The sequence below is a fragment of the Clostridium sp. AF20-7 genome (assembly GCF_003479275.1).
Classification (GTDB): domain Bacteria; phylum Bacillota; class Clostridia; order Lachnospirales; family Lachnospiraceae; genus Otoolea; species Otoolea fessa.
In genome coordinates, this window is record NZ_QUGF01000004.1 from 129440 (window position 1) to 145282 (window position 15843).

The 15843-nt window shown below is 50.5% G+C and carries 13 protein-coding genes; all 13 read right to left on the bottom strand.

Features of this window, described 5'->3' with window-relative positions; genetic code table 11:
• Positions 1–196 precede the first annotated feature (196 nt).
• The 13 genes from DWX68_RS05075 to DWX68_RS05135 all read right to left on the bottom strand — a co-directional run bounded on the left by DWX68_RS05075 (position 197) and on the right by DWX68_RS05135 (position 15811).
• Positions 197–958 (bottom strand): TSUP family transporter, encoded by a 762-nt coding sequence (locus tag DWX68_RS05075; RefSeq protein WP_107001602.1) that lies wholly within the window; start codon positions 956–958, stop codon positions 197–199.
• Positions 959–1050: 92 nt separating this feature from the next.
• Positions 1051–2307, bottom strand: a complete 1257-nt coding sequence (gene hemW / locus DWX68_RS05080; RefSeq protein ID WP_118628766.1) for a radical SAM family heme chaperone HemW — start codon at positions 2305–2307, stop codon at positions 1051–1053.
• A complete protein-coding gene (lepA, locus tag DWX68_RS05085) occupies positions 2307–4121 on the bottom strand; it encodes a translation elongation factor 4 (RefSeq protein ID WP_022359720.1) in 1815 nt (604 codons plus the stop codon). The genes hemW and lepA overlap by 1 nt, the downstream gene beginning before the upstream one ends.
• Positions 4122–4299: 178 nt before the next feature.
• Positions 4300–5526 carry a stage II sporulation protein P gene (spoIIP, locus tag DWX68_RS05090; protein ID WP_107001604.1) on the bottom strand — a complete coding sequence of 409 codons (1227 nt, stop codon included), beginning with the start codon at positions 5524–5526 and terminating at the stop codon, positions 4300–4302.
• 88 nt (positions 5527–5614) lie between these two features.
• Positions 5615–6616: a GPR endopeptidase gene (gene gpr / locus DWX68_RS05095; protein WP_118628767.1), complete on the bottom strand. Its 1002-nt coding sequence runs from the start codon at positions 6614–6616 to the stop codon at positions 5615–5617.
• A gap of 574 nt (positions 6617–7190) precedes the next feature.
• Complete coding sequence (gene yihA / locus DWX68_RS05100; protein WP_107001606.1) at positions 7191–7796, bottom strand: ribosome biogenesis GTP-binding protein YihA/YsxC; 606 nt, start codon at positions 7794–7796, stop codon at positions 7191–7193.
• A 21-nt stretch (positions 7797–7817) separates the two neighbouring features.
• The gene (gene lon, locus DWX68_RS05105) at positions 7818–10139 is read right to left on the bottom strand and encodes an endopeptidase La (protein WP_118472498.1); all 2322 of its coding nucleotides are present in this window, start codon (positions 10137–10139) and stop codon (positions 7818–7820) included.
• Between the two features lie 141 nt (positions 10140–10280).
• Positions 10281–11579, bottom strand: a complete 1299-nt coding sequence (gene clpX / locus DWX68_RS05110; protein WP_117795072.1) for an ATP-dependent Clp protease ATP-binding subunit ClpX — start codon at positions 11577–11579, stop codon at positions 10281–10283.
• A gap of 43 nt (positions 11580–11622) precedes the next feature.
• The gene (gene clpP / locus DWX68_RS05115) at positions 11623–12204 is read right to left on the bottom strand and encodes an ATP-dependent Clp endopeptidase proteolytic subunit ClpP (protein WP_022359226.1); all 582 of its coding nucleotides are present in this window, start codon (positions 12202–12204) and stop codon (positions 11623–11625) included.
• 249 nt (positions 12205–12453) lie between these two features.
• Entirely contained in the window at positions 12454–13740 is a 1287-nt protein-coding gene (tig, locus tag DWX68_RS05120; RefSeq protein WP_022359227.1) for a trigger factor, read from the bottom strand.
• A gap of 199 nt (positions 13741–13939) precedes the next feature.
• Positions 13940–14494 (bottom strand): DJ-1 family glyoxalase III, encoded by a 555-nt coding sequence (locus DWX68_RS05125; RefSeq protein WP_118570227.1) that lies wholly within the window; start codon positions 14492–14494, stop codon positions 13940–13942.
• A gap of 127 nt (positions 14495–14621) precedes the next feature.
• Positions 14622–15290, bottom strand: coding sequence for a phosphatase PAP2 family protein (locus DWX68_RS05130; RefSeq protein ID WP_182429730.1), 669 nt, complete (start codon positions 15288–15290; stop codon positions 14622–14624).
• A 47-nt stretch (positions 15291–15337) separates the two neighbouring features.
• The gene (locus tag DWX68_RS05135; RefSeq protein ID WP_117795066.1) at positions 15338–15811 is read right to left on the bottom strand and encodes a CYTH domain-containing protein; all 474 of its coding nucleotides are present in this window, start codon (positions 15809–15811) and stop codon (positions 15338–15340) included.
• Positions 15812–15843 lie beyond the last annotated feature (32 nt).

Below are 15843 nucleotides of genomic sequence, written 5' to 3' on the forward strand. Positions count from 1 at the left end.
TTCACTGTAAATGTGTCAAACGTTACTGTTCACAGGTAGGCACTTTTGGAACCGAAAGTGCCGTAAGAAAACGTGGTGGCAGCAGGAATTTGCCGTATTTAAATGCGAAGCCACGGCAAATTCCGTTACTGGGCACGTATGCGTGAACAGTAACTGTCAAACGAATGAATCCGCCTAATCGTTCTAATTTTCTTTTCTAATTTCCCAATAAAATCTTCACAAACAGGATCGCCAGCACCACCAGAATCAGCGGGCGCACGATCTTCTGTCCATTTCCCAATACCAGGCCGGAACCGATATAATTTCCTAAAATACTGCAGATCGCCGCAGCCAGTCCCAGCGTGTAAATGATCTTGCCGTGAATCACAAATGTGACAAACGCCGCCACATTAGACGAAAGATTGATCGCCTTTGTCGTACCCGCCGCCTCTTTCATCGTATAGCGCGCCGCTCCTGTGAGCACCAGCAGCAGGAAAGTTCCAGTTCCCGGTCCGTAAAAACCATCATAAATACCGATGATCAGCGCGGATGCCAGCGCAATCAGGAATGATTTCCGCTCCGGCAGGGTGCCCGCCAGCGAATCATCGCCCATTTTCTTATTCCGCATAACATAAAATGCAACAATCGGAAGAATCACGATCATCATATACTGTAAAATCTTATCGCTGACTAACAGAGTCAGGTTCGAACCGATCGAAGAACCGATCAGCGCCGCCACGATAAACCAGACCACCTTCTTAAACTGTATGTAACCGTTTTTGGCAAACCGCCCGGTCGCGATTGCCGTTCCCATCATGGAACTCATTTTGTTGGTTCCGAGCGCCATATGGGTCGGAACCCCGGCGATCAGGTACGCCGGAAGTGAAATCAATCCGCCTCCCCCTGCGATCGCATCCACAAAGCCTGCCAGAAATACCATCGGGCAGACGATTATAAACTGCAGTATCGTGCAATCCATGCTACATCCTCCAAAATTTTCATGCGCGCCCAAATTCCTCTTGCCGTCGCAAAACAGAAATCAAAAAGCACTCCGGGCATACATTTCTATTCTTATTGCAAAAACTCCGCCAGTGCATAGGTACTGACATCCAAGCCATATTCAGTCAGGCGGATATGGCTATCTGTCTGGACCGATGCTTCCAACAATCCTTCTTTCAAAAGCCGCTCGATCACCTCGCCGTACACCGCTTCCATCGCCACGCCAAACCGGCGTTCAAACTCTGCTGTCCGGACGCCGCCGGTCAGCCGCAGCCCCAGAAACATAAATTCTTCCATCCGCTCCTGACGGCTCAGTTCGTGTATTTCCTCATACTGCGCGCCCGCTGCCAGCTCTTCTTTCGTAAACACCAGATAACGGTTCAAATCCGCCGTCACCTGAAAGCGTTTCCCGCCCACCAGCGAGGATGCCCCCAGACCAAGCCCCAGATACTCCACACCGGTCCAGTAACCGATGTTGTGGCGGCAGGCATAGCCCGGTCTGGCATAATTGGAAATCTCATACCGCTCATAGCCCAGCTTCGCCAGCGTTGTTTTCGTGTGGTGGTACATATTCCGGTCTGTCTCCTCATCCGGCAGACATTTGCAGCCTTCATACTTCGTCTGTAAACGCTTTGGCATAGAGGCGTAATCGCCGTATTTCTCCAGATCCGCGCACATCTCCCCGTACTCTTCATATAACGGCGTGCCTTCTTCCACAATCAGGCTGTATGCGGAAATATGTTCCGGTTCAAGGTCGCAGACGAACCGCAGAGTCTCCTGCCAGCTCTCCTCCGACTGTCCCGGAAGCGCCGACATCAGATCGACATTGATATTGTCAAATCCAGCGTCCCGCGCAGCACGAAAACTCTGTAAAAACTGCTCCCGCGTATGAATCCGCCCTAAAAGCCGCAATTCCTCCTCCGAAGCCGACTGCAGCCCCAGACTCAGGCGGTTGACCCCTGCATTCCGGTAACCGGCTGCCGAATCCGGCGTCAATGTCCCCGGATTCGCCTCCATCGTGATCTCCGCATCCGGCTCTACCCGAAAGACCTGCCGGACGGCTGCCAGAATCCGCTCAATCGCCGATGGTGGAAGCAGGGACGGCGTTCCGCCGCCGATAAAGATCGTCTCCACCGTCCGCCCTGTCAGGTTTAGCCGCAGCGCCGCATTTTCAGGACACTGCCCTGCATCCTCTTCCGGAATGCTTTCAATCTCCCGGATCAGCTGATCCACATATTTTTCCCGCACGCACGCATCGGACGCAAACGAAAGAAAATCACAGTAACGGCATTTGCGGACGCAGAACGGGATGTGTATATATAATTCCATTATTCCTCGTCCAGCTTCAGGACGCTCATAAATGCCTTCTGCGGAATCTCTACGTTTCCGATCTGACGCATACGTTTCTTTCCTTCCTTCTGCTTCTCCAGAAGTTTTCTCTTTCGGGAAATATCGCCGCCGTAGCATTTTGCCAGAACGTCCTTCCGCATTGCCTTGACCGTCTCGCGGGCAATGATCTTTCCACCGACCGCCGCCTGGATTGGAATTTCAAATAAATGACGCGGAATCTCATCCTTGAGCTTCTCGCACATTTTTCTGCCGCGCTCATATGCCGAACCTTCGAATACGATGAAAGAGAGCGCGTCCACTTCCTCGCGGTTGACGAGAATATCCAGTTTTACCAGCTTGGATTCCTCGTAGCCCTTTAACTCATAATCAAACGACGCGTAACCGCGGGAGCGCGATTTCAATGCATCGAAGAAATCATAAATAATCTCATTTAACGGAAGTTCATATTTCAGCAGCGCACGGCTCGCCTCAATATACTCCATTCCCAGGTAAACGCCGCGGCGCTCCTGGCACAGCGTCATGATCGCACCGACAAACTCGGTCGTAACCATGATCTCCGCCGACACGATCGGCTCTTCCATATAGGCAATCTCGGACGGATCCGGCAGGTTTGACGGGTTCGTCAGCTCAATCATATCGCCGTTCGTCTTGTGCACCCGGTATACAACGCCCGGCGCCGTTGTCACAAGATCCAGATTGTACTCGCGTTCCAGGCGTTCCTGGATAATATCCAGATGGAGAAGCCCCAGGAAACCACACCGGAAACCAAAGCCCAGCGCTACCGATGTCTCTGGCTCAAAATAGAGCGCTGCATCGTTGAGCTGCAATTTTTCCAGTGCGTCCCGCAGATCCGGATATTTCGCACCATCCGCCGGATAAAGACCGCAGTATACCATCGGCGTTACCTTCTTGTAACCCGGAAGCGGCTCTGCACATGGGTTGTCCAGATCGGTGATCGTATCGCCCACGCGGGTATCCTGCACATTTTTAATACTGGCAGTCACATAGCCAACCATACCGGCTGAAAGCTCTTCGCACGGAATAAACTGACCTGCGCCAAAATATCCAACCTCCACAACCTCGGCAGCCGCTCCGGTCGCCATCATTTTCATGCGTGTGCCTTTTTTGATCGTACCGTTCTTCACACGGCAGAATACGATAACGCCCTTGTAAGAATCATACAGAGAGTCGAAAATAAGCGCCTGCAGCGATGCCTCCGGATCGCCCGCCGGTGCCGGGATCTTCTGCACGATCTCCTCCAGAACTGCCTCGACATTTAAGCCGGTCTTCGCAGAAATGCGCGGTGCATCTGACGCCTCCAGACCGATCACATCCTCGATCTCCGCTGCCACGCGCTCCGGATCCGCACTCGGCAGATCGATCTTATTTAACACCGGAATGACCTCCAGATCATGATCCAGCGCCAGATATACATTCGCCAGCGTCTGCGCCTCGATTCCCTGTGCCGCATCCACAACCAGAATCGCGCCGTCGCACGCCGCCAAGCTTCGGGAAACCTCGTAGTTAAAGTCCACATGTCCAGGCGTGTCGATTAAGTTAAAAATGTACTCCTGACCGTCTTTCGCCTTATATACCGTGCGGACTGCCTGCGACTTGATGGTAATACCTCTCTCCCGCTCCAGATCCATGTTATCAAGCACCTGCGCCTGCATCTCACGGCTCGTTAAAAGTCCCGTCATCTCAATAATACGATCTGCCAACGTTGATTTGCCGTGATCGATATGTGCAATGATGCAGAAATTTCTGATTTTGCTCTGATCTATAATTGCCATCCGTTCATTCCTCTCTCTGTATCACTTTGTTTGGCAGCAAAATGTTTGCTGCGATATCTTATTTTTTATTTAAAATCATCTTTTATAATAAATAACACCTGATCTAAATGAATATACCATTTTTTCAGGTACGCCGCAAGTCCTGAAATAGAAAAAGCCTTGACTAAAAGCCTTGCCATTAGCCTGTCAGCACCTGATCCAGAAGCTGCGCCAGCGGATCCATCGCATTGACCGCCTCTTCATATGTATTCGTCTGTGCCCCGACCTCAATCAACGCCGAGCGCGGGCGTAGATGTAGATTGTAACGAAGCCCCTTTAAATAAATCGTCCGCGTAAACCCAGGATATATCTGATCGGCATTCCACTTCATCTGAAAACTGAACGCCAGATTTTCCTTCCGGCAGGGATTTGCCAGATACTCGATCGGTCCGTCCGGCGTCTCGCTGGTACCGTTGAAAAACATGATCTGTGCCGTTGGTTTCCCTTCTATCTGCGTGACTAGATGCGTCTGCTCGCTGACACCGTCCCGGTGCACATCTAAAATCACTTGAATCGACGGGTATTTCTGCAAAAGGTTCGTGACACCCTCGCAGGCATATGTATAGGCACGGCTCCGGTCGAGATGCCCCGACTTCATATCATAGGCAGTTGTATCGTGCCAGACCTGATATCCTTTCGCCCGCAGCCGTTTTGCCAGCTCTTCCCCCAGAGACACTACCGCGCCCTTTCCGTCGCTTCCCGCATAATCTCTATAATTTTCCTGCGAATGGGTATGATAAATCAAGATCTGTGGTCCGTCCGCCTCGTCCTTCCTGATTGTCAGATCCATCGACAAAAATGTCTCTGCGTTCATCAGGCTCCGGTCAATCGACGCCGTCGGGTGGATTGTAAAAAAATGCTGGATCAGATAATCATAATCTTCCAGCTTTTTCCGCAGACGCGGGCTGTCCACCAGTGCGGCAGGATTTGCCCTCTCTGTCTTTTCTCCATTCTTTCCAACACTATACAGCCTCTCTTCGTCCGTCTCTCCGCCGCCCTGTCTCCCACTTTCATGAACAAGCCCGTTCCATTTTCCAAGTAAAGTTCCATCCACCAGCCTACTCCCGGAAAACTGTGCCAGGAAATCCATATACTCCTGCCGGACTTCCTGTTCTTCCAGATATTTATAATAGGACGGATCGGCTTCTCCCTGCGTCTGTTTCTTCCACCCGGCAAGTCTATGCCTTTTCCCCTCCTCCGAATCTGGTATATCCCGCAAATTAGTCCCCCAGACCGGATACCAGGACCTTACCACCGCATTCTGCACAGCTGTCCAGATGAATGCACGCATCTTCCAGCCGACTGTCAGCAAAAACAGAACCATCAGGAGCCCGGCTGCCCTCTGCCACCACCGCACCGCATTCATCTCCCTTCTTTCCTGTTCTATCCTATGCGATTAGCAAAGTGTAGTTTCCTGTTTGGTTCTGTTTTTCAATCTGGCATTTTTTTCAGTGTTATCTTTCTTCCTCCAGCCGTTCCACTGCCCGCCGGATCCCCTCGGCGATTGCTGCGCTCAGCTTGCAGATACGCTCGTCCATGTCCTGCGGGGTCACAAACATCGCTCCAAATTCAGGTTCCAGAAGTTCCCGGATCAGCTCATACTGGCTGTCCGAATCCAGTTCCCGGATGTATTCACCGTACCGGCTGCCCTCTTTTGAGGCGGTTAGTGTCCGCACTAACGCATTGACCGTCCCGTGAACGATCGCCGCCGCGCCCACAACCGTCGGAACGCCGATCGCGATTACCGGCACGCCGAGATTTTCCCGCGTCATTCCCCGGCGGTGGTTGCCGACGCCGGAACCCGGATGAATTCCTGTATCCGTCAGCTGAATGGTGCTTGCCAGACGGTGGACGTTTCGCGCCGCCAGCGCGTCGACCGCGATCACCAGATCCGGGCGGCTCTCCCGCACGACGCCGCGGACAATTTCTGCCGTCTCCATCCCTGTCTGTGCCATCACCCCTGGATGGATACCGCTGAGAACCGGATGCACCGTCCGCCCCGCTTTCTCAGCCGTATAGAGGTATGTGCCATTTCTTCTGCCTGGCTCCGTCCGCAGATGGCGGTTCATCGAAAGCCCATCCACCACGCGCGGTCCCAGCGAATCCGGCGTCACCTGCCGGTTTCCCAGTCCCGCTACCAGAATCGAAAGTCCGGCCATGGTTGAAGCACAGTTTTTCCGGATCAGGGACGCCAGCTGCCGTCCTAACTCCCCGGCAGCCGCCTCACAGTATACATCCTCTGTCTCCGACAGACCCGGATCTTCCATCGTCAGGTAGGTTCCCATCGGCTTTCCCATTGATTCCGCACCTTTTTCGTTCAAAATCGAGACTTCCGTCATCCGGATCGAACTGCCATGACAGCGCCATTCCCGCAGCGCCACACCGCCGATTTCGCCCCCATCCCCCTCAAAACTTTCTCTCTCCTCCAACGCCAGATCCGTCCGATTTTCAAACATGGCTGCTCCCTTCTATCTCACAACTCAATCACAACCCGCACCACCATAAGGCTTAAATTCCATCCTATCACTTTTTACTTCAAGATAGCCTTATTATTTTTCTCAATTCGTAACTGTTCAGTACCTTCACAGTCACGCGCAAAAATCCATTAAAACGCAGTAAATGCGCAGACCTACTGAACAGTTACCTCAATTTTTATATTTTCCAGAAATATATATTTTATTCTCTCAAAAAAACCTAACGCTTTTTTGTTTCATAGGACGCAATTTCCTGTGAAACAAAAAACTGCGCCACCCAGCCCAGATATTTGACATCGCCCGCAAGGATAGGCGCCGCCTGATATCCGGTCAGATACCGCAGTTTATATGTTTATTTTTCGATTTTTTCTAAAACTCTATTCTATTTCTCGCCGTCCGCACTCTCCACCGGCGTTACTGTTCACACATGTGTGCTCAGCAACGGGATTTTGCCGATGCTACGCATTCCAAATCGGCAAAATCTGCTGCCGGAACTGTATCGTACGGAATTTTCAGTTCAGAAAATTCCTACCTGTGAACAGTTACCCACCGGCATCTATTCCCCCGGATGTTCCACCTTCCAGATCTCCGTCTCCAGATAGTTCCAGATCTCTTCTCTGCCCTGTTTTGTCTCGGCGGAGAACGGAATCATCATCACTTCGGTGCCGACTCCCAGACCTGTTCTGAGAATCTTTAACTGTTTCTGGAGCTGGCTGCGCTTGATCTTGTCAGCCTTGGTCGCAATCAGGATCGGCTGGAAGCCCTGGGAAACGATCCAGTCGTACATGAGCTTGTCGTTTGAAGACGGCTCATGACGGATATCAATCAGCAGGAAGACGCAGCGAAGCATCTGCGATTTGTGCAGATAATTCTCAATCATCTTGCCCCACTTTGCCTTGACCTCGACGCTCGCGCGCGCGTAGCCGTACCCTGGCAGATCGACGTAGTAAAACGCGTCGTTGATATGGTAAAAATTGATCGTCTGGGTCTTGCCCGGCTGCGAGGATGTTCTCGCATAGGATCGGCGGTTCATCAGCGCATTGATCAGGGACGATTTTCCAACGTTTGATTTGCCTGCAAACGCGAACTCCGGCTGTGTATTTGCCGGCAGCTTACTGGTAATACCGCAGACGGTTTCCAGATTTACATCTTTTATAATCATATTTTTTCTCCTACTAAACCGCTATTTCTCCGGTACAAATGCCTCTCGGATGACTTCGTTCATCTCCTTGATGTATACGATCTCCATTCCTTTCGTGATTTCCTTCGAAAGCTCCTCGACATCCGGCTGATTTTTCGCCGGTACCAGCACCTTTTCCACCTGCGCCATGCGGGCTGCGAGCAGTTTTTCTTTCAGACCGCCGATCATCAGCACATGACCGCGCAGCGTTACCTCGCCGGTCATCGCCACACGCGGCAGTACCTTCCGTCCTGTCACCGCCGACAGCATCGCCGTTGCCATCGTGATTCCGGCCGACGGACCATCCTTCGGCACCGCGCCCTCCGGGATATGCAGGTGAATATCGTGTTTCTCGAAATAGTTCTCCTTCACGCCGTAATCAGATGCAACCGAACGCACATAGGTCAGTGCAATTTGCGCCGACTCTTTCATGACATCGCCCATCTGACCCGTCATCTGCAGCACGCCTTTGCCCGGCATGACATTGACCTCGATCTGCAGTGTATCGCCGCCGACGCTCGTCCACGCCAGACCGCGCACGATACCGACCTGTGCCTCATTTCCGGCTGCATCGAAGAAGACTTTCTCGCGTCCCAGATAATGATCCAGATTCCGCTCTGTCACGCGGATCGACGGTTTCTTCTTCTCCAGCACCTCTCTGGCTGCCTTGCGGCAGATATCGCCAACCCGGCGCTCCAGATTCCTGACTCCAGCTTCCCTGGTGTAGCTGTGAATCATTTTCTCCAGCGCCGAACCCGTGATATTTAACTGTTCCTTCGAAAGGCCATTCTTCTCCAGCTGTTTCGGAATCAGATAGTCTTTTGCAATGTGATATTTTTCATTTTCCGTGTAACTATTGACTTCAATCAGCTCCATACGGTCCAGCAGCGGTCCAGGGATCGTCTGCGTTGTATTCGCCGTCGCGATAAATAATACCTCCGACAGGTCAATCGGGATCTCCACATAATGGTCGCGGAATTTCACATTCTGCTCGCTGTCCAGCACCTCTAAGAGCGCCGAGGATGTATCTCCCTTATAATCGCTGCTGACTTTGTCGATCTCATCCAGCAGCATCAGCGGATTGGCAACCCCTGCCTGCTTGAGCCCTTCCACGATGCGTCCCGGCATCGCGCCGACGTAGGTCTTTCTGTGACCGCGGATCTCCGCCTCGTCGCGCACGCCGCCCAGGCTGATGCGGACATATTTGCGTCCCATCGCCTTCGCAATCGAGCGGGCGATCGAAGTTTTACCGGTTCCAGGCGGTCCCACCAGGCAAAGGATCGGGCTGGTGCCCTTCTTCGTCAGGATGCGGACTGCCAGGTATTCCAGCACGCGCTCTTTGACCTTTTCCAGACCATAATGGTCGGCTTCCAGAATCTCTTCCGCATGCTTCAGGCTCGCGTTATCCTTCGTCATTTTGTTCCACGGCAGTTCCAGCACCGTTTCCAGATATGTCCGGATCACATTCGCATCCTGGCTGCCAGCCGGCATATTCTGGAAACGGTTGATCTCCTTGCGGATCCGCTCCTTTACTTCCACGCTGGCTTTGATCTTCTTCAACTGTTCTTTCATCTCATCCGCATCAGAAACCGGATTTTCCTCTCCCAGCTCCTCCCGGATCACACGCAGCTGTTCCCGCAGAATATAATCACGCTGATTTTTATCCAGCGCCGCCTTTACCTTCGTCTGAAACTCGCGTTTCACGCGGTAAACCTCTAATTCCGTCAGCAGAAGCTGCAGCTCTGTCTCATACATCTCCGTCAGCGTCCGGCATTCCAGTACCGACTGGCGCGCTTCATAGTTCCACGGGAACTGGGCTGATATCTGGTTCATTAATTCGGTCAGATCTGGCTGTGCGATCAACGGACTTAATACTTCACGTCCCGCTGCCACATTTAATTTTCCGTATTCTTCCAGCTTTTCTTTCAGAATCCGGAGCATCGCCTCTTTCTGAATCGTGTCCAGATCGTCCTCGACCGGATCCAGAATCTCCACGATCGCAGTGCAGCATGCCTCGCCCTTCTCCATCTCCAGAAGCTCAGCTCTCTCCTGCCCTTCCACCGTGACGCGCACCATGCCGCCCGGCATCTTGACAAGCTGTTTCACGTAGCCAATCGTTCCTACCTGAAAAATCCCATCAATATCCGGGATCACCTCATCCGGCTGCTTCTGCGTCGCCAGAAATACTCGCTGATCGCCCACCATCGCCTGCTCCACCGCCGCGATGGATTTATCCCGGATGATATCGAAATTTACCGTCATCTGCGGCAGCACGGTCAGTCCGCGCAGCGCGATCATCGGCATTGTCAGTTTCTTATCTTCCATAACACCTTTATCTTTCTTAATCAAATGTATCGTTATTTCCTGTGAAAAGAAAAACAGGGGTCTGCCTATGGCAGTTCGCCATCTCACAGACCCCATTAACAGCCGCCATTCTCAAGCTGCTGCATTTATTTTCCTTTACATTTACGCAATCTCGCCGGTTCTGTCTTTCTTAGAACGTCCTGTAAAAGACTTGCGGGGCACCGTATTGTCGCGATATACCAGCTCCGGCGCACTCTTTCCCTCGACTACGTCTTTGGTAATCGTGCAGATGCCGATCGTGGAATCGGACGGAATCTCATACATGGTATCCATCATCAGGGACTCCATGATAGAACGAAGTCCTCTAGCTCCCGTCTTTCTCTCGACTGCCATGTGGGCGATCGCCATCAGCGCATCATCCGTGAACTCCAGCTTCACGCCGTCCAGATCGAGAAGCGCCTGATACTGCTTGATCAGTGCATTCTTCGGCTCTCTTAAAATGCGGACCAGCGCCTCCTCATTGAGCGTCTGGAGCGATACCGTGATTGGCACACGACCGATAAACTCCGGAATCAGACCAAACTTCGTCAGATCCTGCGGCATTACCTGTTTCAGAAGCTCATCGATATCCTGATGCTTGCGATCCACAATATCGGAGTTAAATCCGATGGAACCGGCACCTAAACGGCTGTCGATGATCTTCTCCAGACCGTCAAATGCACCGCCGCAGATGAACAAGATGTTGGTCGTATCGATCTGAATCAGTTCCTGCTGCGGATGCTTTCTGCCGCCCTGCGGCGGAACACTGGCAATGGTTCCTTCCAGAATCTTTAAAAGCGCCTGCTGTACACCCTCGCCCGATACATCGCGGGTGATAGATACATTTTCAGACTTCTTCGTAATTTTATCAATCTCATCAATATAAATGATGCCGTACTCTGCCTTGCTGACGTCGTAATCAGCCGCCTGGATGATCTTCAAGAGAATGTTCTCTACATCCTCGCCGACATATCCAGCCTCGGTCAGAGTGGTCGCATCCGCGATGGCAAACGGTACATTTAAGATCTTCGCCAGCGTCTGCGCCAGGTATGTCTTACCGGAACCGGTCGGTCCGAGCATCAGGATGTTGCTCTTCTGAAGCTCTACATCCTGCGTGGACTTGGACATAACTCTCTTGTAATGGTTATAAACCGCTACGGAGAGTACCTTCTTGGCGTCGTCCTGTCCGATAACATACTCATCGAGAAATTCTTTGATTTCCTTCGGCTTCAGCAGGTTGATTCCGCTGAAATCCGGTCCTTTTTCCTGATCGGCAAATTCCTCTTCCAGAATCTCCGAGCAGAGTTCGATACAGTCATCGCAGATATATACATTATCTGTGCCAGCGATCAGTTTTCTAACCTGATCCTGTGTCTTGCCGCAAAATGAGCAGCGTATTTTGTCGTCTGTTCTGCCTGGCATACTTCCACCTTGTTCCTTTCTATTATTCCATCCAGAAATCTAATTAGTGGTTGGTAATGACACAATCAATCAGACCATACTCTTTCGCCTGCTCTGCTGTCATGTAATTATCACGCTCTGTATCACGCACGATCACGTCATACGGCTGGCCTGTATTGGCTGCCAGAATCTCATTTAATTTCTTCTTGGTACGAAGAATATTCTCCGCTACGATCTGGATCTCGGTTGCCTGTCCTCTCGCGCCGCCGGATGGCTGGTGAATCATCACTTCTGCGTTCGGAAGTGCATATCTCTTTCCTTTGGTACCGCCGGAAAGCAGGAATGCGCCCATGCTGGCTGCCATACCCAGACAGATGGTAGATACATCACATTTGATATAATTCATCGTGTCATAGATCGCCATACCTGCGGTAACAGAACCGCCCGGGCTGTTGATATATAAGCTGATATCCTTATTCGGATCCTCTGCCTCCAGGAACAGAAGCTGTGCTACAACCAGGCTGGCTGTCACATCATTTACTTCCTCTCCCAGGAAAATGATACGATCTTTAAGCAAACGGGAGTAAATGTCATACGTCCGCTCGCCGCGGCTGGTGGATTCAAGGACATAAGGTACTAAACTCATGATTCTTCCTCCTATAATTGAGAATGAATGTTTATGGCAAAAATTGTTACAGTTCACACGCGTGCAAACTGTAACAGGATTTTGCTGATGCTTCGCATTACAAATCAGCAAAATCTGCTGCCACTATGTTATCGCACGGCACTTTCGGTTCCAAAAGTGCCTGCCTGTGAACAGTAATACAAAATTCTATGATGCCTTAGGACACCATAGAATTCTGCCTTATTTCAGTATTCGCTTTTATCGGTTTGATTAAGCAAGCTTTGCCTGCTCTACCAGTAAATCGATCGCTGCCTGAACTTTCAGGTCCTCACGGATCTGCTCTTTCTCGCGCTCACCCATCATTTCTTTCAGCTTAGCGCCTTCCAGTTTGTAGGATGCTGCGATCTCGTTGATCTGCTCGTCAAGCTTCTCATCGGAAACTTCTACGTTCTCAACTTCAACTACTTTCTCAAGAACCAGTCTGGTCTTGATTCTCTTCTCTGCTTCCGGACGCATCTGCTCCATCAGCTTCTCCGGTGTCATGCCGGTATATTTCATGTAATCGTTGATGTTTAAGCCCTGGCTCTGCAGACGGCGAGCATAGTTCTCTACCATCTCTCTTGCCTGAGTGTCAACCATCGGCTGCGGCAGTTCCATCTGAGCGTTCTCAACTACTTTTTCGATTACGTTGTTCTCGTTCTCTACTTTAGCATCCTGCTCTTTCTTCTCCTGCAGTTTCTTGCGGATGTCTGCTTTGTACTCATCCAGAGTATCGAAATCAGATACTTCGCTTGCGAACTCATCGTTCAGCTCCGGAAGCTCGTTTCTCTTAACCTCTTTGATGGTTACAACGAACTTAGCCGGTTTGCCAGCCAACTCGTCTGCATGGTACTCAGCCGGGAAAGTAACGTTTACGTCACAGGTCTCGCCTTTTTTCTTGCCGATTAACTGATCCTCAAATCCCTCGATGAAGGAGTGGGAACCGATTACCAGCGGATAATCTGTACCAGCGCCGCCGTCAAATGTCTTGTCATCAATGTAGCCAGTGAAGTCGATGATAGTGTTGTCGCCGTCCTCGATTGCGCCGTCTTCTACGTCGATTAATCTGCCGTTTTTCTTACGTGCTGCAGTCAGCTCGTTCTCTACATCCTCGTCTGTCACAACAGCTTCTGCCTTCTTAACTTCTACACCTTTGTACTCGCCCAGAGTTACTTCCGGTTTCAGAGCTACGGTTGCCTCGTAGATGAATGCCTTACCTTTTTCGATCTGAGTTACTTTGATCTCCGGAGTGGAAACGATCTCTTCCTTGCTCTCCTCTGCTGCCTTCGGATAAGATGCGTCGATCACTTCGTTTGCTGCATCCTCATAGAAAATGCCAGCGCCATACATCTTCTCCAGCATAGCTAACGGTGCTTTACCTTTACGGAATCCCGGGATGCTGAATTTGTTTTTGTTCTTGTTGTACGCATTTTTGATTGCTGCATCAAACTCTTCAGCCGGAACTTCGATGGTCAGCTTTGCCATGTTCTTCTCTAATTTTTCTACCTGTAAACTCATTTTAAGGGGTCCTCCTTGCTTCTATATGTGAACCGCCATTCTACCGGGCGTTACACTTCAAGATAGCATTATAGCATATCTGCGTGCTAAATACTAGCGGAAAATATAATTTTGGGTTCACTTTTTGCGGGTTTATGAGTGGTTTTATGTGGGTTTTATGCCATTTTTGATGTATTTTCTGTGTGTTTTTTAGTTGAAACTACACCTGGTCATACTGAATTGAATCTTTGACCTGTAATGCTACCGGGCGATCGACTAAGAGCGATGCCAGCTCAATTCCCAGATCCAGCGCATATCCAAGTCCACGCGCCGTTGTGATATTGCCGTCCGTCACAACGCCCGCACCCGTCAGCTTCGCACCGGTCAGGGCATCCTCAAAGCCCGGATAGCAGGTTGCCTTCTTGTCCTTCAAAAGCCCCAGCTGCCCCAGAATGCTCGGAGCCGCACAGATCGCTGCCAGGCGCTTTCCAGCAGCATCTGCCTGCACCAGTGCATCGCAGAGCGGTTTGCACGCCATCAGATTTTTCGTTCCCGGCATACCGCCCGGAAGGAACAGAAGATCCGCTTTCATCGGGTCAACCTCATGCAGCAGGGCATCTGCATGGATACCAAATCCATGTGCACCCTTCACCTCTTTTTTACCCGTAATCGAAACCAGTTTTACCTTCACGCCCGCGCGGATCAGCACGTCCGCCGTCGCCAGACATTCCACTTCTTCCAGTCCATCTGCTAAAAATGCGTATACTACAGCCATGATTATTTCCTCCTGTTCTTTATTTTTATAAGACTTTTTATATTAATTTTTTTATTTTTCACAAAGTAATCATTTTTTCTTTTTAGATATCAGAAAATCATTGCAACTGTTCAATTCGTTCACTTTTTTATTCTTCATGAACCGCATTCGTTGTTTTTCCAGCTTTTCCTTTTGAAAATGCCTTTACTAGTACCCACACATTCACCGCCTCGTCAAGAATCAGGCTCAAAATCCAGCCACAGAGCACATCGACCAGCGAATGCTGTTTGATGAACATGGTTGAAAGACAAATCAGAATCGTGACAATCCACGAAAGTGTACGGATCGGTTTCTTGTTCCGCACACTTGCCGCGTGGCAGATCGTCAGATGTACCGCCACAGTGCTCGATACATGGATCGACGGGCAGACATTGTTCGGCGGATCCACCCTCCGCAGAAACCGCACAATCTGCGCGCAGAAATTCTGTGATGTGATCTCCTGCCGCAGATTTAAACCGTTTGGTGCCAGCAGGTAGACAAATAAGCAAAAGGTTGCTCCTGCAAACATCACAAAGCAAAGTCTCAGATATGCCTCCCGGTCCCGAATCATAAAATAAAGCATAAACACCGGCACCCACGCGTACCACAGAAAATACGGCAGTACAAACCATTCATTAAACGGTATCAGGTCATCGACCGCACAGTGTATAATATGAACATCCGATGGTTCATGCAGCTCCAGCAGAAAAAATCCTGACAGAAACACCAGCATATAGAGTCCTGCCAGACAGTAGCGGTGCGTTTTGATCCAATTCATTACTTGTTTTATCATTAATAATATACCTTTGTATTGTTCTTTCGTTTTTATTCTTTCGTTTTTAATACCAGGTTTTCCGCCAGCGCCAGACGGCTGTTCTGGTACTCGCCCGTAAACGTCACCTCGCGTCCGAACCATTCCGGCGGCACAAAGGCAAGTGCGGCTTCCTCACTTGGAAATTCAACCTCCGCCAGCTTCAATCCCTCATATTCACCTAAAAAAATGTCCAGCTCAATCGTGTACTCCGTTCCTTCCATCGGAATCAGATAACGCTTTTTCGTCAGAATCCTGCCGTCAGCCTTCGAACGGAGATGCTCATAGGATTCCTTCGTCAGCGGCAGATTGTATTCCTCCCGCGCCATCAGTCCTTTGGATTTGTAGGTCAGATAATAGGTGTCATCCTCCTGACGGACACGCACAACCGGGGCAGTGCTTAGATATGCCTGCTCGATCTGGTGGAAGGGGTATCCGGCTATATCAAATGGAATGTGACTAATTAAATATTTGCGTTCGATTTCCATAAAATTAGTTGTCCTTTTTATATTTCTTAAAA